Genomic DNA, 24,649 nt, shown 5'->3' on the forward strand with positions numbered 1-24,649 from the left:
GAAGCGCAGCATCCGCGCCGCACATGACGACGCGGCACACGACGAAAGGCTCACTATGAGGCAGGCCCAGCGCGAGCGGTCGACATCGGAATCGACCGTGTCCGTCGCCCTCGATCTCGACGGAACCGGCAAGGCGGACATCGCGACGACCGTGCCGTTCTTCGACCACATGCTCACGGCGCTCGCGAAGCACTCGCTCATCGACCTCGACGTCACTGCCAAGGGCGACACCGACATCGACGTCCACCACACCGTCGAGGACACCGCGATCGTCATCGGCCAGACCCTCGCCGAGGCGCTCGGGGACAAAGCCGGCATCCGCCGCTACGGTTCCGCGTTCGTTCCGCTCGACGAATCGCTGGCCCGCTGCGTCGTCGACATCTCCGGCCGCCCCTACTTCGTCCACGCGGGAGAACCCGAAGGGCAGCAGTACCACCTCATCGGCGGACACTTCACCGGGTCGATGACCTCGCACGCCCTCGAATCGATCGCACTGCACGCGGGGCTGACCGTCCACCTCGACCTCATCCGCGGCCGCGACCCCCACCACATCGTCGAAGCCCAGTTCAAAGCGTTCGCCCGGGCCCTGCGCGAAGCCGTCGAACCCGACGGCCGCACCACCGCGGTTCCGAGCACCAAGGGAGTCCTATGAGCACCACCGTCGTCGTCACTCCGTTCGGGGTTCCCGACCAGCTCGCCGCCGCCTGCGTGCTCTCGAACATCACCGGCACGATCGTGCCCGTCGGCGACTTCACCGGCATCGTCCTCGCCGACACCGGAGTCGCAGCCGGCAACGAGGCGGCCGCGGCGATCTCGAAGCTCGCCGGCAAGCATGAGGTCCTCCTCCTCGTCCGCAGCGACGAGCAGATCGACGCCGGCCACTACCGCAATGGCGCCCGCGAATCCGATGTGCCGGCCGGGCTCGCCCTGCGCAACCTTCCCGACGTCGTCGAACAGCTCCTGCTCGAGACGACGACGGCCGACCAGGTCGAAGGCAACATCCCCACCTCGTCGATGTCGAAGCTCCAGGCGAGTGCCGCGACGATGACACCGGGCCGGGCCGCCCTGGCGCGGACAGCGCTGCTGTGGATCATCGTCGCCGTCCTCGCCGGCATCGTCCTCGCCTTCGGCGTGAGCTTCGGGCTCAGCGGCAACGGTGTGGCGTGGGGCGTCGCCGTTCTCGGAGTCGTCGTCCTCGGATTCGCCCTCTGGCGGATCTCCCGGGTCCTGTCCGGAGGCCGGTCACGATGACGACGATCGCCGTTCTCGACTACGGAGCAGGCAACGTCCGCTCTGCCGTCCGCGCAGCTGAGGCCGCCGGCGCCGAGGTGAGACTGACTGCCGACCACGCTGACATCGAGGCCGCCGACGGGCTCCTCGTTCCCGGCGTCGGCGCGTTCTCCGCCGTCATGGCCGGGCTCGAAGGGGTCGATGCGCTCGACCTCATCAGAGCCCGCCACGAGGAGGGACGGCCGCTGCTCGGCATCTGCGTCGGCCTCCAGGTGTTCTTCTCGCAGGGTCGTGAACACGGTGTCGAGACGGCGGGCATCGGTCTGTGGCCCGGCGAGGTCACCGCGCTCGATGCTCCCGTCGTCCCGCACATGGGATGGTCGGACATCACCGCAGCCGAAGGGTCGCGGATGTTCTCTGGCATCGAGGACGAGAAGTTCTACTTCGTCCACTCGTACGCGGCGACCGATCACCCCGCGGGAACGCTTGTGACGACCGCCCGCCACGGTTCGGAGTTCATCGCCGCCGTCGAGGACGGGACCACGTGGGCAGCGCAGTTCCACCCGGAGAAATCCGCTCAGGCGGGTGCCGCCCTGCTGCGCAACTGGATCGCCTCGTTCCCCGACGAGGACCGCGTCTCTGACGGAGGCCGCTCACCTGACAGCCGCTAGCAGCCGTCAGGCCCCAGCGCCCCTCGAGCCGATCCCCGCACCCGTCGACCCCGTCGCAGCGCATGCGCGACAGAAGAAAGGCCACCATGACTGACAAGCTCGTCCTCCTTCCCGCCGTCGACGTCGCCGACGGCAAGGCCGTCCGCCTCGTCCAGGGCGAAGCCGGCACCGAGACCGACTACGGATCGCCCATCGACGCCGCCCACGACTTCGAGGAGCGCGGAGCCGAGTGGATCCACCTCGTCGACCTCGACGCCGCGTTCGGACGCGGATCGAACTCCGACCTCCTCAACCAGGTCGTCAAGGCCGTCGACATCAAGGTCGAGATCTCCGGGGGAATCCGCGACACCGAAAGCCTCGAACGGGCACTCGACACCGGAGCCGAACGTGTCAACATCGGCACCGCCGCGCTCGAGAACCCGGAGTGGACGGCGGAGATGATCGCCCGCTTCGGCGACCAGATCGCCGTCGGCCTCGACGTCCGCGGCCAGACGCTCTCGGCCAGGGGATGGACGAAGGACGGGGGAGACCTCTTCGAGGTCCTCGCCGGTCTCGAAGCCGCGAACTGCGCCCGCTACGTCGTCACCGACGTCCGCAAGGACGGCACCCTCCAGGGACCCAACCTCGAGCTCCTCGAATCCCTGACGACGCGCACCGACAAGCCCATCACCGCCTCTGGTGGGGTCTCGAGCCTCGACGACCTCCGCAGCCTCCGCGCCCTCGTGCCCGCGGGGGTCGACTCCGCGATCGTCGGCAAGGCGCTCTACGCGGGCAAGTTCACCCTCGAAGAGGCGCTCGACGTCGCGGGACGCTGAACCCGATGCCCACCGATTCCGCCGGCCAGCCCTGGGAGGGCCGGAACCTCGCGCCCAACCCGTTCTCCGGTGACACCGGAGAGGCCGATGCGACCCTTCTGGCCGCGCTCGAAACGGCCGCGGAGTCACCGCTCGACCCGGCAGCCCACCAGGGCGTCGTCGCCGCCCTGGCCGGCGTCCGCCTCTATGCCCCGATCGTCCCGATCGCCGTCGACCACGGCGTCGGGGAGAACGGCCTCATGGTCGACAACTCCTCGGACATGGCGATGGTCCGCCTCCAGGCCGAGGACGGACGCGAATGCACACCCGGATTCTCCGCGATCCCACCGCTGACGGCGTGGCATCCGGAGGCGAGGCCCGTGCCCATCGAGTCCGAACGTCTGGCGCTCGGGGCGATCGAGGCCGACTCCCAGCTCGTCGTCCTCGACCCCGGCACCGACCGGTCGTTCCTCCTCCGCCGCCCCGCCCTCTTCGCCTTCGCCCAGGGTCGACCGTGGACTCCCGCGTGGGCCGATCCCACCGTCGCCGAGGCGGCCGTGGCCCTGGCCGGACGGTTCCCCTGGCTCGCCCGGATCAGCCTCAGCCCCGGCAGCGCGCGCGTCCATGTCGAGGGACCGGAACTCGGCATCCGCCTCGGCGTCACGGGTCAGGTCCCCGCCGAGGAGGTCGAACGGTTCCAGCAGGCGCTGGCCGCCGATCCGATCATCGTCGAACGCGCGGACTCCCTCGCCCTTCAGCTCACCGCGGTCTGAGTCCACCCCTCTGAGGCCGCCCCGGAAGACCACCCTCTGTGACGGGTCATGGGTGTGCGTGTGACCGGCGTCTCCTATGCTTGTGAGCCATGAGCGCACCCAGAGACCTCGGCCGTGCCACGGTCCCCGATGAGAGCTACCTCGACCACATCGCCGCGGAGACCCGGGCACGAGCGGACAACGCCGCCGAGTGGACCTCGGAGTTCACCGGCGCCCCGACCACCAGCACAGATGCCATCGCCACCGCCCTCACCGGTGCCGGGGACGAGATCACCGGGCTCCTCCACCGCATCCACGAGCTCGCCGAGACCGCCTACGAGGAGGTCGAGTCCGTCGCAGCGATCGCCGCGGTGCTCGAATCCCGGGGCATCGCCGTCGAGACCGGGCTCTACGGCGTCGAGACGACGCTCACGGCGACGACCGGCAACGGGAACGGCCGGACGATCGCGATCCTCGCCGAGTACGACGCCCTGCCGGAGATCGGCCACGCGTGCGGGCACAACCTCATCGCCGCGGCCGGAGTCGGGGCCTTCCTCGCCCTCGACGAGCTCTACCGGAAGAACCCGGAGGCGGTGCCGGGCACGGTCGTCCTCCTCGGCACCCCCGCCGAGGAGGGGCACTCGGGCAAGGAGGTCATGGCCCGGGCCGGTGCCTTCGACGGCATCGACGCGGCGATCATGGTCCACGGGTACGGCTACGACTGCGCCGATCAGGTGTGGTTGGGCAGGCGCCTGCTCGAGGTCACCTACTCCGGGGCCGCCGCGCACGCCTCGGCGCAGCCCTTCATGGGACGCAACGCGCTCGACGCCGCGACCCTCTTCTACCAGGGACTCGGGCTCATGCGCCAGCAGATGCCGCCGATCTCCCGCCTCCACGCCGTCATCGCCGACGGCGGCACCCGGCCGTCGATCATCACGGAGACGGCGACCGTCCAGTGCTATGTGCGCTCGAAGTACCCGGAGACGCTCAAGGAGCTTTCGCAGCGGGTCGAGGATGCGGCGAAGGGGGCGGCGCTCATGACCGGCACCGGCGTCGAGATCACCTGGGACGAACACCCGCCGTCGCTGCCGGTGCGGACGAACTCCGCGCTGACAAAGCGGTGGGCGCTCCACGAGATCGCGCAGGGGAGGACCCCGCTGCCCGGGGGCGTCCTCGACGAGTCGATCGCCGCCTCGACGGACTTCGGCAACGTCTCCTACCGGATCCCGGGCATCCACCCGCTCATCAGGACCGCGGACTCCGAGACCGCCCTGCACACCAGGGAATTCGCGGCCGCGGCGATCACCCCCGAAGCTGAGGCCGCGGCCCACGACGCCGCCTACGGGCTCGCGTGCACGGCGCTGGACTACCTCGTCGACGATGACCTCGCCGCCGAGGTCGACACCGAGTTCGCCCGCGCCGGCGGCGCCATCGACGTCGAGAACTACTTCGCCTAGCCACGAGAGAAAGCAGAGCCATGTCAGCGCAGACACCAGCCAAGGTCGGCTTCGGCCAGCGCCTCCTCGACGGGATCGAACGCATCGGCAACAAACTGCCCGAACCGTTCACCCTCTTCCTCGGACTCTTCCTCATCACCGGCGCGATCTCGACGGCGATGGCGATCGCAGGAGTCTCCGTCGCCATTCCCGGCAGCGACGAGATCGTCACCATCAAGGGTCTCTTCACCGGTGAGGGCATGGCCTGGCTGACGACGACGATGGGGGAGAACTACATCGGGTTCCCACCACTGGCCACGGTCCTGCCGATCCTGCTCGCCGTCGGGGTCGCCGAGAAGTCGGGTATGCTCGCCGCGGCCGTGCGGGTCGCGTTCGGATCGAGCCCGCGCTGGCTGCTGCCCTACGCTGTCGGGTTCGTCGGCGTCGTCGGGTCGATCATGGCCGACTCGGCGTTCATCATCATCCCGCCGCTCGCCGCCCTCGTCTTCAAGGCCGCCGGCCGGCACCCGATGGCCGGTCTCATCGGAGGGTTCGCAGCCACCGGTGCCGGTTACTCGACATCGATCGTGCCGACCAGCCTCGACGCGCTCTTCGCCGGCATCACCACCTCGGTGATGGAGACCCTGCCGGGCATCGAGTACCAGGCGGTCAACCCGGTCTCGAACTACTACTTCAACATCGTCGCCTCGATCATGCTCGCGATCATCGCCGGGTTCATCATCGACAAGCTCATCGAACCGAACATGGTCCGCAAGGGCGTGCCGCGTGACTACGTCGACGCGACGACGCAGGGCCTGGACAAGAAGTACCAGGCCACGGACGTCGACTACAGCGAGAACTCCGTGAGCGCCGAGGAGATCGAAGCCGCACAGAAGGAAGTCTCCCCGACGCTCGAACCCGCCGAGAAACGCGGCCTGCTCTGGGCGCTGCTCTCCGCGCTCGCCCTGACTGCGGTCATCCTCGTCTCCGTGCTCATCCCGGACTCGCCGTGGCGCAACGAGGAGGGCGGATTCCTCCCGAAGTCGCCGCTGCTGTCCTCGATCGTCTTCATCGTCTTCGCATACTTCATGCTCATGGGCGTCGTCTACGGCATCGTCGTCGGCACGATCCGGTCGATGAACGACGTCGTGCGGATGATGGCCCAGTCGATCATCGACATGATGTCCTTCCTCATCCTCGCGTTCATCCTCGGCCAGTTCATCGCCCTGTTCAACTGGACGGGAATCGGGTCGTGGATCGCCGTCGCCGGTGCCTCCGGACTCGAGGCGATCGGACTGACCGGGTTCGCCGCGATCATCGGCTTCATGCTGCTCGCGAGCGTGCTCAACCTCTTCATCGTCTCCGGCTCATCGATGTGGACGCTCATGGCCGCGGTCTTCGTCCCGCTCTTCGCACTCCTCGGCTACGAACCGGCGTTCATCCAGGCCGCGTTCCGCGTCGGCGACTCCGCGACGCAGGTGATCACCCCGCTCAACCCGTACATGATCGTCCTCCTCGGTCTCGTCCGCCGCTACGAGCCGAACGCGGGCCTCGGCACCGTGATCTCCCGGATGTTCCCGTTCGTCATCCCGTTCTGGCTCGCGTGGGCGGCGCTGCTCGCGCTCTGGTACTTCCTCGACCTGCCGCTCGGTCCCGGCAACGGGATCTTCCTCAACCAGAGCTGAGGACGATCAGGTTCCCTCGCCGAGGTGGGGGGACGGTTCCGTGTGTGCGCCCGCCGAGGTGGGGACGCGGTTCCGTGGGTACATCCGCCGAGGTGGTGGCCCATAACCGGGGCATGCCCGCCGAGGTGGGGCTGCGGTTCCGCGATCACCGGAGCATCGCGTCGATGCCGGCTCGCCAGTCGGCATCAGCGTCTCCTGAATCGATGAGGCACGGGCGGCGCCAGATCGGGGCGAGCTCGGCGAGTTCGAACATCGACCGGTCGAACCAACCGGCTGCCCGAACGACGGCGTGGGGGAGAGCGATCGGCTTCCGGTAGGTCGAGCCGAGCACGTCATGGGCGTAGGCGGTGACCTCGGCGAGCGTCGGATTCGCGCTCGGGGCGATGACGAGCCGGTGGCTCCCCGCATGGCGCTGTTCGGCCGCGCTGAGATCGGTTGCTGCGTCGATCATCGTCGCCGCCATGTCGTCGATGACCGTGATCCCGTGGGGCACATCGGTGCGTGCCGGAACGACTGCCCAGCGGCCTGCGGTGATGCGACCGGTGATGCAGAGGCGGACCACCGAGCTCGTCGGTGAGGCCGTTGCGCCGATGAGGTCCCCGGCGAGCACACTCACCACCTGCGCGGGATGGGCAGAGCGAGCCACGAGCAGTTGCTGACGAATCCGCCCCTTCTCCTCGACGGGCGCGAACTCCGCATCTGCCGTGATCGGCGTGGTCAGACCGGCGAAGGCATAGACGGACTCGGGGAAGACGACAGCGATGCCGAGCTGGGCGGCAGCGTCGAGGATCGAGGCTTCGAGTCCTGGCAGGATTCTCGCCCAGACTCGCGAGTCATAGGCGGTGTGGACACACGCGAATATCGCCTCCGCGCCGACCTCCTCCGCGGCCTGGCGGACAGCTTCGGCTGATGACGCGTCACCTTGAGACCACGTGATCCCACCGCGGGCGGTCGCCACGGGGTCGGTGCCGGGCACCGTCTCGGAGCCAGCGGCTGGACGGGCGTGCTCGGTGCCATGCTGAGGCGCAAGTGAGTCGATTCCGGCGCGGTGAGCGATCGCTGTGTCGGTGACTGCTAATCCGTCGGGTCGCGACCGAGTCATGACGTGAACGTCGGTGCCGACGGCCGCGAGGTCAAGGGCGATCTGAGTGCCGATCTGACCGAAGCCGAGGACGAGTGCTGAGCGCATGAGTAAACCCCTTCGAGAATGAGCAGAGGAAAAGTGTGAGCACTGCTCTCTGTGTTGGCGCTTCGAGCGTAGCGCGGCCAGACCGCCGAAACAAGAGCAGTGCTCACTTTTACCTCGTATGCTCTCTCGATCTACGATGAGGGCATGAGCGACGAGGCGACGAAGACACCGCGACAGCGGGCGCGCGAGGAGACGGAGGCGCGGATCGTTGAGATCGGCAACCGGATGCTCGACGAATCCGGTGTCGAGGCGTTGTCGCTGCGAGCGGTCGCTCGTGAGCTCGGGATCGTCTCGAGTGCGGTCTACCGGTATGTCAAGACCCGCGACGAACTGCTCACCATCCTCATCGCCGACGCGTTCACATCGCTGGCCGATGCCGTCGATGCGGCGCTCGAGCAGGACCGTTCAGTCGCATCGCTGGGGCTGGCGATGCTCGCATGGTCTCGTGAGCACCCGCAGCGCTGGGCGCTCATCTACGGCACCCCGATAGCTGCCTACTCTGCTCCGCGTGAGGTCACCGTTGAACCGGGCACCCGCGTTATGGTCACGCTCATCCGCCTCGTCGCCGATCTGCGGGCGAGGGCGCTGGCTTTCGAAGATCGCGCGGCACGGGAAGCGGCCGACGGTGATGGCCGCAGGTCACCATGGGACGGGGTCGTTCCGCCGACGGCAGGCGATGGTGCGACCGCGCAGCCGGCGCCGCCTGAGGCGCAGGCGAATCAGGGCCTCGCCCGTCTTGCCGAGGAGATCCGCACGCTCGGCATCGACGTCCACCCGGAGGCCACCTCGGCGGCGATCACCGTCTGGGTCGCGATCATCGGTCTCATCAGCTCACTGCGCTTCGGGCAGTTCGGGCCCGGATTCGACGATGTCGAGGACGCGCTCATGACCTCGGTCGTCCGCCAGCTCGGGTGGTGAGGGAACCGTCGCCCTGAATTCTCACCATGAATGCCGAACGGCCCCTGCCGAACTGGCAGGGGCCGCACTCACGCTGAGGACGTCAGTCCTCGAACGACGCTGAGCGATCAGCGGACGGGGCCGGTGAACTTCTCTCCGGGGCCCTGACCGGGCTCGTCGGGGATCGTCGAGGCCTCGCGGAAGGCGAGCTGCAGGCTGCGCAGGCCGTCGCGCAGGGGGCGGGCATGGTGGTCGCCGATGACGGTGGCGGCACCGGTGACGAGGCCGGCAAGGGCGGTGATGAGTTTGCGCGCCTCGTCGAGGTCGATGAGGTCGGCGGCCGACTGCTCGGGTGTGTCCTCGGCGAGGCCGAGGTTGACGGCGGCGGCGGACATGAGATGGACGGCCGTGGAGGTGATGATCTCGACGGCGGGCACCTCGGCGATGTCGCGCGTGACGTCGGCGACCGCCTCGGCGGTGTTGGGGTCTTCAGAGGTCATGGGACTAGCTTCCCACAACTGCGGAGCCGGGACCGCGGGAAGGGGGCGCGATGTGCGAAGAGTCATGAACCGTAGTACACTGGGTACGGTGCGAAGCGGAGTCTGACTCCCACCTGGATCGCGACGAGCGATCGGGTCCGAAGATCTACTGTACGTCTGACCTCGGCGGAAGCTGGGATCGATGGCAGAGGATCGAGGTGTATTCACGGAAGATCTCACGGTCTCGATGACCGCAGTGATCGTGTGTGCAGGCTCCCTTGGCATTCGTGTCGATGGGAGCCTTTTTCATTGCCACGACACCATTTGAGCTAAAAAGGAGTGAACACATCAGCGAGACGCGCATCAATGACCGGATTCGGGTTCCCGAGGTCCGGTTGGTCGGACCCAATGGTGAACAGGTTGGTATCGTTGCCATTCGCAAGGCACTCGATCTCGCCCGAGAGGCAGATCTCGACCTCGTCGAGGTTGCCCCGCAGGCGAAACCCCCCGTGGCCAAGCTCATGGACTACGGGAAGTACAAGTACGAATCTGCCCAGAAGGCCAGGGAAGCCCGGAAGAACCAGGCGAACACTGCGCTCAAGGAGATCCGCTTCCGTCTCAAGATCGACGAACACGATTACGAGACGAAGAAGGGCCACGTGACGCGGTTCCTGTCCGGCGGTGACAAGGTCAAGGTCATGATCATGTTCCGCGGACGCGAACAGTCGCGCCCCGAGATGGGCATCAAACTGCTCAACCGTCTGGCCGAAGATGTGTCGGACCTCGGCACCGTCGAGTCCGCACCCAGGGTCGACGGACGCAACATGGTGATGGTCATCGCTCCTCACAAGTCCAAATCCGACGCCAAGGCGGAGGCTCGCAAGGCATCGTCCGATGCCAAGGGCCGCGGCGCCGAGGTGAAGTCCCGACGTGATCGAGTCGCTGCGGAGAAGAACGCAGCGCCCGAGGCGTGAGAAACAGGTAACGAATCGCCGGATCCGAGTGGTCCGGCGGGTGAAGTAGTTGTGGGCGCTCCGGTGCTCGCAACGAAATGCAAAGGAGAACGGCACGATGCCGAAGCAGAAGACGAACAGCGGCGCCAAGAAGCGCATGCGCGTGACTGGCAGTGGCAAGATCATGCGTGAAGGCGTGAACAACCAGCACAAGTTCGAGGGCAAGTCCTCGAGCCGCAAGCGTCGAGTTGGTACGGACCAGGTCCTCACCGGCGGCGATCGCGCCAAGGCCCGCAAGCTTCTGGGCAAGCTCAAGGGCAAGTGACCCGCAGGGGCCGCGCGACCGACCAGGTCGCAGCGACCCGCCGGTCCACGGCTCCCACGAGCCGATCCCCACAGCTTGAACCAGACTCCGGCTCAGCCGGACGAAACGAATCAAAGGAGTAACACGTGGCACGTGTGAAGAGGGCAGTCAACGCCCACAAGAAGCGCCGGGTCATCCTCGACCGGGCAAGCGGCTACCGCGGACAGCGCTCGCGCCTGTACCGCAAGGCCAAGGAACAGGTCATCCACTCGCTGGTCTACAGCTACCGTGACCGCCGCGCTCGCAAGGGTGACTTCCGTCGCCTCTGGATCCAGCGCATCAACGCCGGCGCCCGCGCCAACGGCATGACGTACAACCGCTTCATCCAGGGCCTCAAGGCCGCTGGCATCGAGGTCGACCGTCGCATGCTCGCCGAGCTCGCCGTCAACGACGCAGCGACCTTCGCCCACCTCGTCAAGGTGGCCAAGGACGCCCTCCCGACCGACGTCAACGCCGCGAAGACCCCGGCCGCCTGACGTCTGCCTCGGACTGACGCTTTGAAAGCGCCCCGTCGCTTTCACCACGGCCCCGACCGCGATCGTTCATTCGATCCGTCGGGGCCGTTGGTCTGTCCGCGCGGTCCTGTCGCCGCCTCCCTGACCGTCTGCCTCACTTCCTCTACCCCCGTCAGTGTCACCGTCTCTCCGACCGTCCGCCTCACCGACCCGAAAGCGAGCCATGAAGCTTCCCGACGTCATCTCCTCCCCGCAGTCGAAGCGGATCAAGAACGCTGCGAAGCTGCTCAACCGCCGAGGTCGTCGTGCTGCCGGCAGGTTCCTCGCCGAAGGTCCCCAGGCCGTCCGTGAGGCGCTGGCTTCCCCTGACGCCGTCGATGAGCTCTTCCTCACCGAGGCGGCCGCCGAGTCCCATCCCGAATTCGTCGCAGCCGCCCAGGACAGCAGGGTCTTCCTCTCGATCGTCACCGAGGAGGTGCTCACCGAGCTCGCCTCGACCGTGAACTCCCAGGGAGTCGTCGCCGTGTGCCGGACCCTCGATGTCGACCTCACCTCGGTCGTGACGAAGGACGCCCAGCTCATCGTCGTCCTCTCCCAGGTCCGTGACCCGGGCAATGCCGGGACGATCATCCGCCTCGCGGATGCAGCCGGTGCCGATGCCGTAGTGCTCACCTCGTCATCGGTCGACGTCTACAACGACAAGACCGTCCGCTCGACCGCCGGCTCCCTCTTCCACATCCCTGTCGTCATCGGAGTCGGCCTGCCCGAGGTGACCGAACTCGCCCGGGCCCGGGGCCTCCAGGTCCTCGCCGCCGACGGCAACGGCGCCGCCCACGACCTCCACCACCCGTGGGAGTCGGGTCTCGACCTCTCCGCCCGCACCGCGTGGGTCTTCGGCAACGAGGCCTGGGGCATGCGGCCCGAGGACCTCGAGGTCACTGACGCGTCCGTTGCCGTACCGATCTACGGTCAGGCGGAGAGCCTCAACCTCGCCACCGCCGCCGGTATCTGCATCTTCGAATCCGCGCGCAACCAGCGGATGTAGCAGGGGAGGGGCGGCGCGATGGGCTGGTCGCGGTGCTCGATCCACGCGGCGACGGTCCTCCGGGACTGCGTGCGCGCAGTCGACCCGCTAGCCCTCGTTCCACGCGGCGACGGTCCTCCGACGCTCGATCCACGCGCAGCACGAATTCCGCGTCGCGAGCGACGCGGAATTCGAGCCCGGCGTTGATCGAGGAGTGGCAGTGATCGGCGGAGCGTCGATTCTTCACCGAACCGTTGATCGAGAGGCGCTCACACGCCGCGTCATCGCTCGGCGATAGTGTGCAGACATGACGACCGCCGCACCGAAGCTGCCGACCATCGACCATGCGAACCTCGCGGAGGGCCTCCTCGGCGACATCGGTCCCGACGAGTTCCTCGAAGGGCGCGACTTCACCGACCTCGACCTCGCCGAGGTGGATGCGAAGGGCACGACGTTCCTTGACTCGGCCTTCACCAGGGTGACCTTTGGCGACGCCGAGGCGCACGCCGACTTCACCGGGGCGCGGCTCTCCGGGGTCCGCCTCGTCGACTCCCGCGCGGACACCCTGACGATGCCGCGAGCGAACCTGCTCAACACCGAGATCAGCGGGGGCCGGATCGGAGCCGGGGTCTTCGTCGACAGCGTGTGGGAGAAGGTCGTCGTCGAGAACTGCCGGATCTCCTACCTCAACCTGCGGTCGGCGAAGCTCACCGACGTCGAGTTCCGCGGGTGCGCGATCGACGAACTCGACCTCGGCATGGGCACCGCGAAGCTCGTCGCCTTCCCGGACACGACGATCGCCGACCTCCAGCTCGACGGATCGAGCCTCGGCGGCGTTGACCTGCGCGGACTCGCCCCGCGCAGGCTTTCGGGCATCCACTCGCTGCGTGGCACGACGATCGACGAGCAGCAGCTCATGGTCTTCGCCGACCTCTTCGCCCGCGAACTCGGCGTCACCGTCGAGTAGGAGGGCTGGGCGATAACGGTGGGCCGCCTCGGCGGGGGTCGGTCTGATTCCGGGCAACGCCCGAACGACTTACCGGTCCCGCAGCTCCTCGATGAGGACGCGGACGTTCTCCGTGTAGTCGATAGGGGCGACGATGAGCTGGACTCCACCCTCGGTGAACGCCGACTCGAGGGCATCGTGGAAGTCGGCGATGTCCTCGACCCGACGTCCCTTGGCACCGTAGGACTCGGCGTAGGTGACGAAGTCAGGGTTGCCGAACGTCATCCCGTAGTCCGTCAGCCCGTCGACGGCCTGCTTCCACCGGATCATCCCGTACGCGTTGTCCTCGAGGATGAGGATGACGAGGTCGAGGCCGAGCCGCACCGCGGTCTCCATCTCCTGGCTGTTCATCATGAACCCGCCGTCACCGCAGATCGCCATGACTCGGCACTCGGGGTGGGTGAGCTTCGCCCCGATCGCCGAGGGCAGGCCCGCCCCCATCGTCGCCAGCGCATTGTCGAGGAGGACGGTGTTTGCCCTGGTGGTGCGGTAGTTGCGGGCGAACCAGATCTTGTACATCCCGTTGTCGAGGGCGAGGATCCCGTCGACCGGCATGACGCGGCGCACCTCGTGGACGATCCGCTGCGGACTGAACCGGTCGTCGTTCGACCCCTGTTCGATCTTCGTGAGGATCTCCTCGCGCATCGGCAGCAGCGCGCCTGCGTTGGGGACCTGCCCTTCGAGCATGTCGCCGAGGCGCATGAGCGTGGGTCCGAGATCGCCGACCGCCTCGTACTGGGGGAAGTAGACCTGCTCGACGACTGCGGCACGGAATCCGAGGTGAACGACGGTGGGGCCGTGCTCGTCCATCGTGAACGGCGGCTTCTCCGTCGTGTCGTGGCCGATCGTGACGATGACGTCGGCCTGCTCGATCGCGTCGTGGACGTAGTCACGGTCGGTCAGCGCCGCAGTGCCCATGTAGAGGCCGGTCGAGCCGGAGACCGTGCCCTTGCCCATCTGCGTCGTGAAGTAGGGGATGCCGACGCGGGGGACGAACTCGGCGAGCGGCCAGCTGCAGTCGGCTCGCGAGGCATCGGCCCCGAGCATGAGCAGGGGGCGCTTCGCATTGCGGATGACCTCGGCCGCGGCAATGAGCGCCTCGTTCGACGGGGTAGGCCGTTGGATCGGGTGCGGGGGAATGAGATCGTAGTGCTCGACGGGGGTGCCGGCGACATCCTCGGGGAGTTCGAGATGAACGGGACCGGGGCGTTCGTCGACGGCGACGCGGAACGCCTCTCTCACCATCGTGGGGATCATCCTCGGCGAGATGATCTGGTGGGTCGACTTCGTCAGCGGTCCCATCGCGGCGACGGTGTTGACGATCTGGAAGCGGGCCTGCTCGGCGGTGAGGATGCCCTTCTGTCCGGTGATCATCACCATCGGCATCCCGCCGAGCTGTGCGTACGCGGCACCGGTGGCAAGGTTGAGCGCGCCGGGGCCCAGAGTCGTCAGGCACACACCGGGCTTGCCGGTGAGACGACCGTAGGTGGCCGCCATGAACGCGGCGGCCTGTTCGTGGCGGGTGATGACGAGTTCGATGTTCGAGCGTCTGAGCGAATCGAGGAAGTCGAGGTTCTCCTCGCCGGGGATCCCGAAGATTCGTTCGACACCCTCGTTCTCGAGGGCACGGACCATGACATCGGACGCCGTGACTGGGACATCGCTTTCATTCGTCGTCATGTTCCGACAGTAGCGCGTGAAACCGTCAAGGGCACTGACTTCTCGATCACAGGGACTGAGCGGACGAACGCTCCGTACGGTCACCTCGGCGAGGTGGACCCGGAACTCCGCCATCGTCCCCGACCGCCACCCGGACGACCGCCCGACCACGAGTCCCCGAGGCGATAGACTGATCTGCGGCAGAGAGGCATTCGAATGACCAGTCGAATGCCGAGATCACAGCAGTCGACAAAGGACTTCGATGACAGACCAGCTGGACCCCTTGGACGAGTCAGCCGTGCAGGCTGCCGTGGATACGGCGCTGCAGGCGTTCGCGGACGCCCGCACACTTGATGACCTCAAGGCGGCGAAGAGCGACTTCATGGGCGACAAGGCCCCGCTGGCACTGGCGAACCGGGCGATCGGCGGACTCGACAAGGCCGACAAGTCCGCCGCCGGCAAGATCGTCGGCAAGTCCCGCGGACTCGTCAAGAAGGCCCACGACGAACGCCTGGCCGAACTCGAAGCCGAACGCGACGCCGCCGTGCTCATCGAGGAGTCCATCGACGTCACCCTCCCGTCGAACCGTCGCGGCCTCGGCGCTCGCCACCCGCTCTCTCTCATCCAGGAGCAGGCGGCGGACTACTTCATCGGCCTCGGCTGGGAGGTCGCCGAAGGACCTGAGATCGAAGCCGAATGGCTCAACTTCGATGCGCTCAACTTCGGCCCCGACCACCCGGCCCGGCAGATGCAGGACACGTTCTTCGTCGACCCGCCCGAGGCCGGCCTCGTCCTGCGCACCCACACCTCGCCGGTGCAGTCGCGGTCCCTGCTCGAACGCGGCGTGCCGCTCTACGTCGTGTGCCCCGGCAAGACCTTCCGCACCGATGAGCTCGACGCCACGCACACCCCCGTCTTCCACCAGATCGAGGGCATCGCCATCGACAAGGGCCTGACGATGGCGAACCTCAAGGGCACCCTCGACGGCTTCGCCCGGGAGATGTTCGGCCCCGAGTCGACGACCCGTCTGCGCCCCAGCTTCTTCCCGTTCACCGAACCGAGCGCGGAGATGGACTTCTGGTTCCCGAACAAGGTCGGCGGCCCCGGCTGGATCGAGTGGGGCGGCTGCGGCATGGTCCACCCCAATGTTCTCCGCTCCGCCGGCATCGACCCCGACGTCTACCAGGGCTTCGCCTTCGGCATGGGCATCGAGCGCACGCTCATGCTCCGCGAGGGCATCAATGACATGCACGACATGGTCGAAGGCGATGTGCGCTTCTCGGCCCGTTTCGGAATGAAGGCTTGATATATGCGCGTCCCACTCTCCTGGCTGGCTGACTACGTCGACTACCCGGCCGACACAGACCCCCATGCCCTCGCCGCCGAGTTCGCTGCGATCGGGCTCGAGGAGGAGGACTACTTCGGCGCCGAGGTGACCGGACCCCTCGTCGTCGGTCGTGTCCTCGACCTCGTCAAGGAGGAGCACTCCAACGGCAAGACCGTCAACTGGTGCCGCGTCGACGTCGGCCCCGAGCACAACGAGGCCGCCGACGACCCGAAGGATCCGCAGCCGGGCGAGGAGCGTCAGAGCCGCGGCATCATCTGCGGTGCCCACAACTTCGAGCCTGGCGACCTCGTCGTCGTCTCCCTGCCCGGGGTCGTCCTCCCCGGCGACTTCCGCATCGCCGCCCGCAAGACCTACGGTCACACCTCGGACGGGATGATCTGCTCGACCGCTGAGCTCGGCCTCGGCGACGATCACGGCGGCATCATCGTCCTCTCCGACTTCGGTCTCACGGGCGAGCCCGGCGATGACGCGATCGCCCTCCTCGGCCTCGACGACGTCACCCTTGACGTCAACGTCACCCCCGACCGCGGCTATCAGCTCTCGATGCGCGGCATCGCGCGCGAGTATGCGCAGATGAAGGGGCAGTCCTTCACCGACTTCGGAAGCGAATCCGTCGCCGAGGTGAACGCCCCCACCGCTGACGGGTTCCCTGTCGTGATCGACGACGTCCGTCCCATCGACGGTGTGCCCGGCGCCGATGTGTTCACGGCCCTCCAGGTCACCGGCATCGACCCGACAAAGGCGACGCCGTACTGGATGCGCCACCGCCTCCTCGAGGCCGGGATGCGCCCGATCAGCCTCACCGTCGACATCACGAACTACGTCATGCTCGAACTTGGCCAGCCGCTGCACGCGTACGACACTGCGCTCCTCGGTGAGGAGATCGTCGTCCGCCGCGCCGAGGCGGGGGAGAAGTTCACGACCCTCGACGACATCACACGCACCCTCGACGCCGAGGACCTCCTCATCACCGACCGCAGCGCGGACGGGTCGTCGAAGATCATCGGCCTCGCCGGTGTCATGGGCGGTGCCGCCGTCGAGGTCAACGACCAGACGACCGACGTCGTCATCGAGGCCGCGCACTTCGACCCGATCTCGATCGCCCGCACCTCGCGTCGCCACAAGCTCTCCTCGGAGGCCTCGCGCCGGTTCGAACGCGGAGTCGACCCGAGGCTCGGACCGGTCGCGGCCAGGCGCTGCGCCGACCTCCTCGTCGAGCTCGCCGGCGGCACACTCAGTGCCGCGACGACGCAGATCGGTGAGGCTCCGGCCCCGGTCGTCATCGACCTCGCCGTCGACCGTGTGTCCTCGGTCGTCGGTGTCGATTATTCCCTCGCCGAGGTGGTCAGCCTCCTCGAGGGCATCGGGGCGGGCGTCGACGACCTCGGTGACGGCATCCTGCGGGTGACCGTCCCGAGCTGGCGCCCCGACCTCACCGCGGACATCGACCTCGTCGAGGAGGTCGCCCGCACCGGAGGCTACGACCGGATCCCCTCGATCCAGCCCGCCGCCCGGACCGGGACCGGACTGACCGAGGCGCAGCGCGCGCGTCGGCGGATCTCGAACCTTCTCACCGCGGACGGGTACACGGAGGTGCTGAGCTATCCATTCACCTCGGCGAAGCGGGACGACGAACTCAGGCTCGAGGCCGACGATCCGCGGCGGAAGCACATCCGGTTGGCCAACCCGATGTCCGAGGACCTGCCGCTCATGCGCACGACCCTGCTCTCGACGCTGCTCGACGTCGCGGTCCGCAACTTCGGTCGCGGGGCCAAAGACGCCGCGCTCTTCGAGGCCGGGCTCGTCTCGACGTCGGAGGGTCTGCCGACCAAGCCGGGACCGCGGTACCTGCCGGGCTACCACCCGACGGAGGCCGAGCTCGAGGAGATCTACGCCTCGGTGCCGGCCCAGCCGTACCACTTCGCCGGTGTCGTCGCCGGTCACGCCGAGTTCCCCGGCATCTGGGGCAAGGGCCGCCGCGCCGAGGCGACCGACGTCATCGACACGGTCCGCCGGATCGCCGAGGTCAGCGGCGTCGACGTGAGCGTCGAAGCCGAACGGGGTGCCCCGTGGCACCCGGGACGGGCAGCGAAGTTCACGCTCGCCGACGGTCAGGTGCTCGGGTACGCCGGTGAGCTGCACCCGAAGGTTATCGAGAACCTCGGTCTGCCGGCGCGCACGGTGGCCTTCGAGATCGACCTCGACGCTCTGCTCGCGCAGGATGACCTGCGGACCTGGGACGGTGCGCTCTCGACCTACCCGGTGTCCCGGCAGGACGTCGCGCTCGTCGTCGATGAGGATCTGCCCGCGCAGACGCTCGAGGCGACGCTCGTCGAGGGGGCAGGGGCCGACCTCGAGGGGATCGAGATCTTCGACCTCTACACCGGCGACCAGCTGCCCGAAGGAAAGAAGTCCCTCGCGTTCCGTCTGACCTTCCGGGCCCCGGACCGCACGCTCAAGGCCGATGAGGCCTCGGCGATGCGTGAGGCGGCGACGGCGCTCGCGACCGAACGCCACGGTGCGGTCGTCCGGAGCTGAACTGTCCGAACGCTTGCCAAAACTGTCCGATTGCTCGCTGACCCATCCGTCTGCTCGCTGTTACTGAGGAGTCCCGACCATGAGTGAGAAGCTGCCCTACGGCACCCGGATGCCCGCCGATTCCGCGAACACTGAGGCGACCGCGGTGCCGGAGGAGACGATCGCGCTCATCACCGGTGGTGCGCGCGGCATCGGCCGCCACCTCGCCGAGGCGTTCGCCCGGGCCGGCTACCGCGTCGTCGTCACGGCGACCTCGGCGGTCAAGGCCCGTGAGGCGGCTGCCGAGATCGCGGGGGAGACCGGTGGGAAGGCGACCGGCTTCGGACTCACCGTCGACGACGCCGCGTCGGTCGCTGAGCTCAAGGCCGCGGTGACCGGGCTGGAGGCGGAGACCGGGCAGCGGCTGCAGGTGCTCGTCAACAATGCCGGCCGCATCGAGTCGACCGAGGGCCCGCTCTGGGACGCCGATCCGGAGAGCCTCGCGGGGGTCGTCGGGGCGAACGTCCTCGGGGTTGCGCTCATGGTCAACGCGTTCGCGGCCGTCCTCATCGCCGCAGCCGAGGCGACCGGTCGTCCCAGCCGCATCATCGACCTCAACTCGGGGTCGGGGGCGAAGGGCACGCCCGCGTACGCGGTGTATTCGGCGTCGAAGGCGTCGCTGTTCCGGATCGCCGATTCCGTCGTCCACTTCGGGCACGACCAGGGTCTGCGGATCTTCGAGATGGCGCCCGGCGTCGTCGAGACGGCGATGACGAAGTCGATGCCCGTCCACGACTTCCGCACCGAGGGCGACTGGACGACCCCGGAGCAGGTCACCGATCTGGCGCTGGCGCTCGCATCGGGGTCACTCGACGCGTTCACCGGCCGGTACGTTCGTGCCGGTGCCGACACCGAGGAGTCCCTGCGCGCCGAGGCGGCTGCTGGGTTCTCGGATTCGACGCGTCGGCTCGTCCTCGGGTGAGATGATCCGCACCCTGCTCATCGACAACGCGGACTCGTTCACGTTCAATCTCTTCCATCTCCTCGCCGAGGTGAACGGCTGCGAACCGGTCGTCGTGCCCAACGATTGGGCTGAGTTTTCGTCGGCGGCGCTTGAAGATTTCGACAATGTCGTCATCTCGCCGGGGCCGGGAACGCCGCTTGAGCCTGCTGACTTCGGGATCTGCGCCGATGTCATCGAGCATGCGGCGATTCCTGTGCTCGGGGTGTGCCTCGGGCATCAGGGGATCGCGCACGTGCACGGCGGCACGATCGCTCATGCACCGGAGCCGCGGCACGGGCGGGTGTCGGAGATTCGGCATTCGGGCACGGGCTTGTTCGAAGGTTTGCCACCGTCGTTCGTGGCGGCGCGATATCACTCGTTGGCGGTGTCCGAGTTGCCCGACAGCATTGAGGCGGCGGCGTGGTCGGATGATGGTGTGCTCATGGGGCTCGCGCATAAGATGCGGCCGCAGTGGGGTGTGCAGTTCCATCCGGAGTCGATCGTGACGGAACATGCGGCGGCGTTGTTGCGGAACTTCCGCCGGCTGACCGAGGAATGGTGGGCAGAGCAGGGAGTGTCGCGGGCGACCAGCGGCGGTCGCGCGCGTCCTGCCGACGCGGCGGGTTCGGGGGAGCGTTTCGTTCGCAATGAAGCGGTCGAGGCCGTTGTCGGCAATACCCCCGAGCCGGAGCAACGGACGTATACATTGCTCGTGCGTGAGATGTCGTTGTCAGCGTCGACATCCGGCATTTTCAGCGCACTGTTCGCCGACGAACCTGATGCCGTGTGGCTTGACGGCAATATGCCGGGTCATGCGGATTCGCGGTTCTCGATCATGGGAGCACCCACCGGTCCGCTGAGCCGACGGCTCACTGCAGACGTCCCCGCGGGGACGCTTGAGGTCAGGTCAGCGAACGCAACCGAGACTCTTCACTCCGGCTTCTTCGACTGGCTGAACGATGATCTGAAGTCGACAGAGCTCGTGCAGACGCCTGAGGTCGCCGAACTGCCATTCTCTTTCCGTCTCGGGTGGGTCGGGTATCTCGGCTACGAGCTCAAAGCCGAAGTCGGTTCGCCGGGAAGGCATGCCTCTGAACACCCGGACGCGCTGATGTTGTTCCTCGACCGGGCTCTCGTCATCGATCACGAACAGGGACGCGCCTACCTCCTCGCCCTTAGCGGTGACGGCGTGACTGAGGATGACTGTGGAGCGTGGTTCGACGAGACGGCTCGCCGGATCGATGCGATCGGGCCAGATCTGGACAGAGTCGAGCCGGGACCCGCGGCGGCAGTACATTCTCAATTCAGTCATGGATCGGACACGCTGTCGGATTTTCCTCCAAAGCTGCGGGCCCGCCATTCGCGATCTGAATACCTTGATCTCATCAGTGAGGCACAGCGGCTCATCAATGACGGTGAGACGTACGAGGTCTGTCTGACGAATATGTTGGAGATGCCGTGGACGCGGGATGCGCTCGAAACGTACGGGGACCTGAGGCGGGACAACCCGACGCCGTTCGGAGCCTTCCTCAAGTCGTCTGAGGTGATTGTTCTGAGCACGTCGCCGGAGCGGTTCGTGAGGATCTCGGCGAGTGGAGTCGCGGAGTCGAAGCCGATCAAGGGGACGCGTCCGCGGGGGAGCACCCCCGAGGAGGACGAAGCGTTGAAGGCTGATCTGCGGACGTCGGTGAAGGATCGGTCGGAGAATCTCATGATCGTCGATCTCGTTCGACATGATCTCGGAGTCACAGCCGCACTCGGGTCGGTCGAGGTCACGAAGCTCTTCGACGTGGAGACCTACGCGACGGTTCACCAGCTCGTCTCTACAGTCCGATCTCAGTTGCGGGACACTGCGGGTCCGGTCGAGTGCATCCGAGCAGCGTTCCCCCCGGGATCCATGACGGGCGCCCCCAAGCATCGCACGATGTCGATCATCGACGACCTGGAGGACGGCCCGCGCGGAGTCTACAGCGGAGCAATCGGCTTCTTCTCCCTCGACGGTACTGTAGACCTCAGCGTCCTCATCCGTACAACGGTACTGGCCGACGAACACCTCAGCTATGGCGTGGGAGGTGCGATCGTCGCTCTCTCTGATTCGGTTGGAGAACTTGAGGAGATAATCGTCAAAGCCCGTCCAGTTCTGAGAACAATTAATATCGTAGAACGACGACCGTTTGGTCATGTGAGCGTTGAAAATCGGTCAGGTAGTTCGTCTACGCCGGCTATGATTACATAGTGAATTATTACATGCGTCCCGTTTATGACCCTCGGCAAGTACCTCCGCGACCCAAGAATGGTTTGAGTACCGCTTCCTTGGTCATCGGAGTCGCTGCGTGTACCGCCGCAATTTGTTCGCCTGCCGGAGCGGGCGGCACTGGAGCGGCGATGGTGCTCGGAGTCCTCGGCCTGGTCTTTGGCTGTATTGGAATCGGTCGAGCGAACTCAGGCGAGTCTACTAACAAAGGGTCAGCGATAGCGGGGGTAGTCACCTCGCCTGCCGCAGTTGTTATTGCGATCATAAGCATTGGCATTGCAACCTGAACTTGCTAAAGGCACCTGGACCACGATTTCGTCTGGACCTAGAACTTAGCGCGTCACTTCAGCTCAGTTTCCTTAAAGCTGGTGCGCCAGGACCTAGTCGCGCAGCATTTCATCGACACGACCCGAGTTGGTTTGCGGCACATAAGCCTCCCGCTTCCCGTAGATCGTCAACGGCAGCACGTCGCGATCCGTGCGCAGGGTGAACGACTTCGTCAGCATCGAGAACACGTACCCGAACACCACCGACGCGACGAACGCGACGATCGAGATCGCGAACGGGTTGAGGCCGACGACGTTCTGGACATACCAGGCGAGCCCTGCGCCGAAGAGCAGACCGCACAGCACTCCGAAGGTGTTGGCTCGCTTCGTGAAGATCCCCAAAGCGAAGACACCAGCGAGCGGAACGCCGAAGAGGCCTGTGATGCTGAGGAACAGATCCCACGTCTCCGCCTGATCGGTTGCGACCAGGTAGAGCGCCACGGCGACCGACGCGGCTCCGACAGCGATGATGACGAACCGCGAGAAGCCCACTCCTGACCGCGCCTGCCCATCGCGCGGCGGGAAGAACCGGTCGCGGATGTCGACAGTGACGCACGCCGAGATCGAATTGAGGCTCGATGAGATCGTCGACTGCGCTGCGGCGAAGATCGCCGCGATGAGCAGACCCGAGATCCCAGCCGGCAGCACATTCACCGCGAAGTAGGGGACGATCGCCGAGGTGTTGAAGTCCGCCGGCAACGCGTCTGCGTGCCGGTAGTAGCTGTAGAGCACTGTCCCGATCCCGTAGAAGAGGGGAATCGTCAGCAGCGCGAGGAACCCGTTGACCATGAGCGACCGGGCGGCCCCGCCCGGCGCATCGGTGGTCTGATACCGCTGCACGACGTCCTGGCTGGCCGTGTACTGGTGGAGATTGTTGAAGACCGACCCGAGGAAGATGATCGGGATGGCCGCTGCCGCTCCGCCGATCGTCCAATTCTCGGCGGAGATGAGCTTGTCGTCCGCCGCAGCATCGGCGGCCACGGTGGCAAATCCACCGTCGATGGCCGCGATGCCGAAGATGAGGATGACTGCCGCCCCGACGAGGAGGATGATCGCCTGTGCGACGTCCGACCAGATGACGCCTTCCATGCCGCCGAGGAACGTGTAGATCACCGAGAGCACACCAACGGCGCCGGCGATGAGCACCGGACTGAGGTCGGTGACGGAACTGATCGCCAGCGTCGGCAGATAGACGACGATGGCCACACGGCCGATGTGGAAGAGGACGAAGAGCACTGACCCGAGCACGCGGATGCTCGGCCCGAACCGCGCCTCGAGGTATTCGTACGCGGTCGTGACATCGAGCTTCCGGAAGAACGGGATGTAGAACCAGACGAGGATGGGCACGAGCAGGAAGATCGCAATGTTGCCCGCCGCATACGACCAGTCGTTGAGGAACGACTGCTCCGGCGTCGACATGAACGTGATCGCCGACAGCGTCGTCGCATAGATGCTGAAACCCGCCGCCCACGACGGAATCCGGCCGCTGGCCCTGAAGAACTCCTCGGTGCTCTGTCCCGCTTTGCGGGTGAACCAGACACCGATGGCCAGTGTCGCAAGCAGATAGATGATGATCACGGCCCAGTTGAGCCCGCCAAGTCCTGGAGCGTCCATGCCCCTCCTCGAAAACCGGACGGGATCTCAGCAGACCTCGACCCCGAAACGAACAGACGATCGTGTTTCCCTAATCCGAGAAGTTACCGGAAGGTCGCATCGGAGACAACTGTGATTGTCGAATTGATCGATTCCGCGACCCTATCCGCCCCAGGTCACAAGGGTGGCCCAACCACGCACGAGAGCGCGGTCGGCTCCACGATCAGACCGCAGCCAGCTCGTCTGCCATCATCCACTCGACGATCGCCGCCACGTGAGCATCGACCGAATCGATCGCCGGCAGGGGAGCGACCTCCGGAGGAACGAGCAGCCCGATTTCGGTGCACGACAGAGCCACAGCGTCGGCGCCTCGGTTGGCCAGTGACTGCATGATCTCGATGTAGCGAGCGCGCGAGGCATCGGTGAACCTGCCCTGGGTGAGCTCGTCCCAGATGATCCGGTCGACCTCGAGACACGTCGCCTCATCGGGGACGAGCGTCGTGATGCCCTGCGCTTCGAGACGCTCAGTGTAGAAGCCGTCGAGCATCGTCCACTTCGTCCCCAGCACGGCCAGCGTCGAATACCCGCGGTCCTTCGCCATCGCAGCGATCGAATCGACGATGTGGATGAGCGGAACGTCAACGGTCGCCTCGACCGTCGGTGCCGTCTTGTGCATGAGGTTCGTCGCGATCGCGACCGCCTCGGCGCCGCCGGCAGCGAGACGCTGACCCGTCGCCGCCAACGCCGCCGAGGCCCCGTCCCAGTCCTCGGCGATCTGGTAGTCACGGATTCCGGAGAAGTCGCACGAGTCGAGGAGGATCTGCGCGGAGTGATGCCCGCCGAGGCGCTCGGCGATCGCCGCATTGATCTTCGTGTAGTACTCGATGCTCGAGTGCCAGCTCATTCCACCCAGCAGTCCGATTCTCCGCACCGTCGTTCTCCTCATCGTTCCCACTGCGACTGCCATCCCGAACCGCAACAGTTCAGCCAGCGACAGTCGCCAATTTCTTATGC

The 24,649-nt window shown here is 66.6% G+C and carries 22 protein-coding genes; 17 read left to right on the forward strand and 5 right to left on the reverse strand.

Annotated elements, in window-relative coordinates:
- Positions 1 to 55 precede the first annotated feature (55 nt).
- The 7 genes from hisB to BC102111_RS15240 all read left to right on the forward strand — a co-directional run bounded on the left by hisB (position 56) and on the right by BC102111_RS15240 (position 6,568).
- Positions 56 to 652 carry an imidazoleglycerol-phosphate dehydratase HisB gene (hisB, locus tag BC102111_RS15210; protein ID WP_101624769.1) on the forward strand — a complete coding sequence of 199 codons (597 nt, stop codon included), beginning with the start codon at positions 56 to 58 and terminating at the stop codon, positions 650 to 652.
- Positions 649 to 1,251 carry a hypothetical protein gene (locus BC102111_RS15215; RefSeq protein WP_063250550.1) on the forward strand — a complete coding sequence of 201 codons (603 nt, stop codon included), beginning with the start codon at positions 649 to 651 and terminating at the stop codon, positions 1,249 to 1,251. The genes hisB and BC102111_RS15215 overlap by 4 nt, the downstream gene beginning before the upstream one ends.
- Complete coding sequence (gene hisH, locus BC102111_RS15220; RefSeq protein ID WP_101624770.1) at positions 1,248 to 1,901, forward strand: imidazole glycerol phosphate synthase subunit HisH; 654 nt, start codon at positions 1,248 to 1,250, stop codon at positions 1,899 to 1,901. The genes BC102111_RS15215 and hisH overlap by 4 nt, the downstream gene beginning before the upstream one ends.
- Positions 1,902 to 1,987: 86 nt before the next feature.
- On the forward strand, positions 1,988 to 2,716 hold the full coding sequence (gene priA / locus BC102111_RS15225; protein ID WP_063250548.1) for a bifunctional 1-(5-phosphoribosyl)-5-((5-phosphoribosylamino)methylideneamino)imidazole-4-carboxamide isomerase/phosphoribosylanthranilate isomerase PriA: 729 nt from the start codon (positions 1,988 to 1,990) through the stop codon (positions 2,714 to 2,716).
- Between the two features lie 5 nt (positions 2,717 to 2,721).
- Positions 2,722 to 3,468: an SseB family protein gene (locus tag BC102111_RS15230; protein ID WP_101624771.1), complete on the forward strand. Its 747-nt coding sequence runs from the start codon at positions 2,722 to 2,724 to the stop codon at positions 3,466 to 3,468.
- An 89-nt stretch (positions 3,469 to 3,557) separates the two neighbouring features.
- A complete protein-coding gene (locus BC102111_RS15235) occupies positions 3,558 to 4,904 on the forward strand; it encodes an amidohydrolase (RefSeq protein WP_101624772.1) in 1,347 nt (448 codons plus the stop codon).
- A gap of 20 nt (positions 4,905 to 4,924) precedes the next feature.
- Complete coding sequence (locus tag BC102111_RS15240) at positions 4,925 to 6,568, forward strand: AbgT family transporter (protein WP_095376502.1); 1,644 nt, start codon at positions 4,925 to 4,927, stop codon at positions 6,566 to 6,568.
- Positions 6,569 to 6,713: 145 nt separating this feature from the next.
- Here the strand turns inward: BC102111_RS15240 and BC102111_RS15245 are convergent, their stop codons facing one another.
- A complete protein-coding gene (locus tag BC102111_RS15245; protein WP_101624773.1) occupies positions 6,714 to 7,757 on the reverse strand; it encodes a Rossmann-fold NAD(P)-binding domain-containing protein in 1,044 nt (347 codons plus the stop codon).
- A gap of 144 nt (positions 7,758 to 7,901) precedes the next feature.
- On the opposite strand from BC102111_RS15245, the gene BC102111_RS17840 reads away from it, so the two are divergent.
- Positions 7,902 to 8,675, forward strand: coding sequence for a TetR/AcrR family transcriptional regulator (locus tag BC102111_RS17840; protein WP_180960662.1), 774 nt, complete (start codon positions 7,902 to 7,904; stop codon positions 8,673 to 8,675).
- 107 nt (positions 8,676 to 8,782) lie between these two features.
- On the opposite strand, the gene BC102111_RS15260 is transcribed toward BC102111_RS17840, so the two are convergent.
- Positions 8,783 to 9,154, reverse strand: coding sequence for a DUF1844 domain-containing protein (locus tag BC102111_RS15260; RefSeq protein WP_009378551.1), 372 nt, complete (start codon positions 9,152 to 9,154; stop codon positions 8,783 to 8,785).
- Positions 9,155 to 9,399: 245 nt separating this feature from the next.
- On the opposite strand from BC102111_RS15260, the gene infC reads away from it, so the two are divergent.
- The 5 genes from infC to BC102111_RS15285 all read left to right on the forward strand — a co-directional run bounded on the left by infC (position 9,400) and on the right by BC102111_RS15285 (position 12,896).
- The gene (infC, locus tag BC102111_RS15265; RefSeq protein WP_223289969.1) at positions 9,400 to 10,107 is read left to right on the forward strand and encodes a translation initiation factor IF-3; all 708 of its coding nucleotides are present in this window, start codon (positions 9,400 to 9,402) and stop codon (positions 10,105 to 10,107) included.
- A 97-nt stretch (positions 10,108 to 10,204) separates the two neighbouring features.
- On the forward strand, positions 10,205 to 10,411 hold the full coding sequence (gene rpmI, locus BC102111_RS15270) for a 50S ribosomal protein L35 (protein ID WP_063250542.1): 207 nt from the start codon (positions 10,205 to 10,207) through the stop codon (positions 10,409 to 10,411).
- Positions 10,412 to 10,536: 125 nt separating this feature from the next.
- Complete coding sequence (gene rplT / locus BC102111_RS15275) at positions 10,537 to 10,926, forward strand: 50S ribosomal protein L20 (protein ID WP_009378556.1); 390 nt, start codon at positions 10,537 to 10,539, stop codon at positions 10,924 to 10,926.
- Positions 10,927 to 11,128: 202 nt separating this feature from the next.
- A complete protein-coding gene (locus BC102111_RS15280; protein WP_095376504.1) occupies positions 11,129 to 11,950 on the forward strand; it encodes a TrmH family RNA methyltransferase in 822 nt (273 codons plus the stop codon).
- Between the two features lie 286 nt (positions 11,951 to 12,236).
- Positions 12,237 to 12,896 carry a pentapeptide repeat-containing protein gene (locus BC102111_RS15285; protein ID WP_095376505.1) on the forward strand — a complete coding sequence of 220 codons (660 nt, stop codon included), beginning with the start codon at positions 12,237 to 12,239 and terminating at the stop codon, positions 12,894 to 12,896.
- 69 nt (positions 12,897 to 12,965) lie between these two features.
- Here the strand turns inward: BC102111_RS15285 and BC102111_RS15290 are convergent, their stop codons facing one another.
- Entirely contained in the window at positions 12,966 to 14,615 is a 1,650-nt protein-coding gene (locus BC102111_RS15290) for an acetolactate synthase large subunit (RefSeq protein ID WP_101624774.1), read from the reverse strand.
- A 241-nt stretch (positions 14,616 to 14,856) separates the two neighbouring features.
- Between BC102111_RS15290 and pheS the strand changes: the two genes are divergently transcribed.
- The 4 genes from pheS to pabB all read left to right on the forward strand — a co-directional run bounded on the left by pheS (position 14,857) and on the right by pabB (position 21,698).
- Positions 14,857 to 15,900 carry a phenylalanine--tRNA ligase subunit alpha gene (pheS, locus tag BC102111_RS15295; protein WP_101624775.1) on the forward strand — a complete coding sequence of 348 codons (1,044 nt, stop codon included), beginning with the start codon at positions 14,857 to 14,859 and terminating at the stop codon, positions 15,898 to 15,900.
- A gap of 3 nt (positions 15,901 to 15,903) precedes the next feature.
- Positions 15,904 to 18,480, forward strand: coding sequence for a phenylalanine--tRNA ligase subunit beta (gene pheT, locus BC102111_RS15300; protein WP_095376508.1), 2,577 nt, complete (start codon positions 15,904 to 15,906; stop codon positions 18,478 to 18,480).
- A gap of 79 nt (positions 18,481 to 18,559) precedes the next feature.
- Positions 18,560 to 19,441, forward strand: a complete 882-nt coding sequence (locus BC102111_RS15305) for an SDR family NAD(P)-dependent oxidoreductase (RefSeq protein ID WP_095376509.1) — start codon at positions 18,560 to 18,562, stop codon at positions 19,439 to 19,441.
- Position 19,442: 1 nt separating this feature from the next.
- Positions 19,443 to 21,698, forward strand: a complete 2,256-nt coding sequence (gene pabB, locus BC102111_RS15310) for an aminodeoxychorismate synthase component I (RefSeq protein ID WP_095376510.1) — start codon at positions 19,443 to 19,445, stop codon at positions 21,696 to 21,698.
- A gap of 398 nt (positions 21,699 to 22,096) precedes the next feature.
- Here the strand turns inward: pabB and BC102111_RS15315 are convergent, their stop codons facing one another.
- Positions 22,097 to 23,656, reverse strand: a complete 1,560-nt coding sequence (locus tag BC102111_RS15315) for a sodium:solute symporter family protein (protein ID WP_095376511.1) — start codon at positions 23,654 to 23,656, stop codon at positions 22,097 to 22,099.
- A gap of 202 nt (positions 23,657 to 23,858) precedes the next feature.
- On the reverse strand, positions 23,859 to 24,602 hold the full coding sequence (locus BC102111_RS15320; RefSeq protein WP_306460275.1) for an aspartate/glutamate racemase family protein: 744 nt from the start codon (positions 24,600 to 24,602) through the stop codon (positions 23,859 to 23,861).
- Between the last annotated feature and the right edge of the window lie 47 nt (positions 24,603 to 24,649).

This window comes from Brevibacterium casei CIP 102111, assembly GCF_900169275.1.
GTDB lineage: Bacteria > Actinomycetota > Actinomycetes > Actinomycetales > Brevibacteriaceae > Brevibacterium > Brevibacterium casei.

Excerpts from the sequence above, each read along its gene's own strand:
- hisB (WP_101624769.1), top strand. The coding sequence starts at position 56 with ATGAGGCAGGCCCAGCGCGAGCGGTCGACATCGGAATCGACCGTGTCC.
- BC102111_RS15215 (WP_063250550.1), top strand. The coding sequence starts at position 649 with ATGAGCACCACCGTCGTCGTCACTCCGTTCGGGGTTCCCGACCAGCTC.
- hisH (WP_101624770.1), top strand. The coding sequence starts at position 1,248 with ATGACGACGATCGCCGTTCTCGACTACGGAGCAGGCAACGTCCGCTCT.
- priA (WP_063250548.1), top strand. The coding sequence starts at position 1,988 with ATGACTGACAAGCTCGTCCTCCTTCCCGCCGTCGACGTCGCCGACGGC.
- BC102111_RS15230 (WP_101624771.1), top strand. The coding sequence starts at position 2,722 with ATGCCCACCGATTCCGCCGGCCAGCCCTGGGAGGGCCGGAACCTCGCG.
- BC102111_RS15235 (WP_101624772.1), top strand. The coding sequence starts at position 3,558 with ATGAGCGCACCCAGAGACCTCGGCCGTGCCACGGTCCCCGATGAGAGC.
- BC102111_RS15240 (WP_095376502.1), top strand. The coding sequence starts at position 4,925 with ATGTCAGCGCAGACACCAGCCAAGGTCGGCTTCGGCCAGCGCCTCCTC.
- BC102111_RS15245 (WP_101624773.1), bottom strand. The coding sequence starts at position 7,757 with ATGCGCTCAGCACTCGTCCTCGGCTTCGGTCAGATCGGCACTCAGATC.
- BC102111_RS17840 (WP_180960662.1), top strand. The coding sequence starts at position 7,902 with ATGAGCGACGAGGCGACGAAGACACCGCGACAGCGGGCGCGCGAGGAG.
- BC102111_RS15260 (WP_009378551.1), bottom strand. The coding sequence starts at position 9,154 with ATGACCTCTGAAGACCCCAACACCGCCGAGGCGGTCGCCGACGTCACG.
- rpmI (WP_063250542.1), top strand. The coding sequence starts at position 10,205 with ATGCCGAAGCAGAAGACGAACAGCGGCGCCAAGAAGCGCATGCGCGTG.
- BC102111_RS15280 (WP_095376504.1), top strand. The coding sequence starts at position 11,129 with ATGAAGCTTCCCGACGTCATCTCCTCCCCGCAGTCGAAGCGGATCAAG.
- BC102111_RS15285 (WP_095376505.1), top strand. The coding sequence starts at position 12,237 with ATGACGACCGCCGCACCGAAGCTGCCGACCATCGACCATGCGAACCTC.
- BC102111_RS15290 (WP_101624774.1), bottom strand. The coding sequence starts at position 14,615 with ATGACGACGAATGAAAGCGATGTCCCAGTCACGGCGTCCGATGTCATG.
- pheS (WP_101624775.1), top strand. The coding sequence starts at position 14,857 with ATGACAGACCAGCTGGACCCCTTGGACGAGTCAGCCGTGCAGGCTGCC.
- pheT (WP_095376508.1), top strand. The coding sequence starts at position 15,904 with ATGCGCGTCCCACTCTCCTGGCTGGCTGACTACGTCGACTACCCGGCC.
- BC102111_RS15305 (WP_095376509.1), top strand. The coding sequence starts at position 18,560 with ATGAGTGAGAAGCTGCCCTACGGCACCCGGATGCCCGCCGATTCCGCG.
- pabB (WP_095376510.1), top strand. The coding sequence starts at position 19,443 with ATGATCCGCACCCTGCTCATCGACAACGCGGACTCGTTCACGTTCAAT.
- BC102111_RS15315 (WP_095376511.1), bottom strand. The coding sequence starts at position 23,656 with ATGGACGCTCCAGGACTTGGCGGGCTCAACTGGGCCGTGATCATCATC.
- BC102111_RS15320 (WP_306460275.1), bottom strand. The coding sequence starts at position 24,602 with ATGGCAGTCGCAGTGGGAACGATGAGGAGAACGACGGTGCGGAGAATC.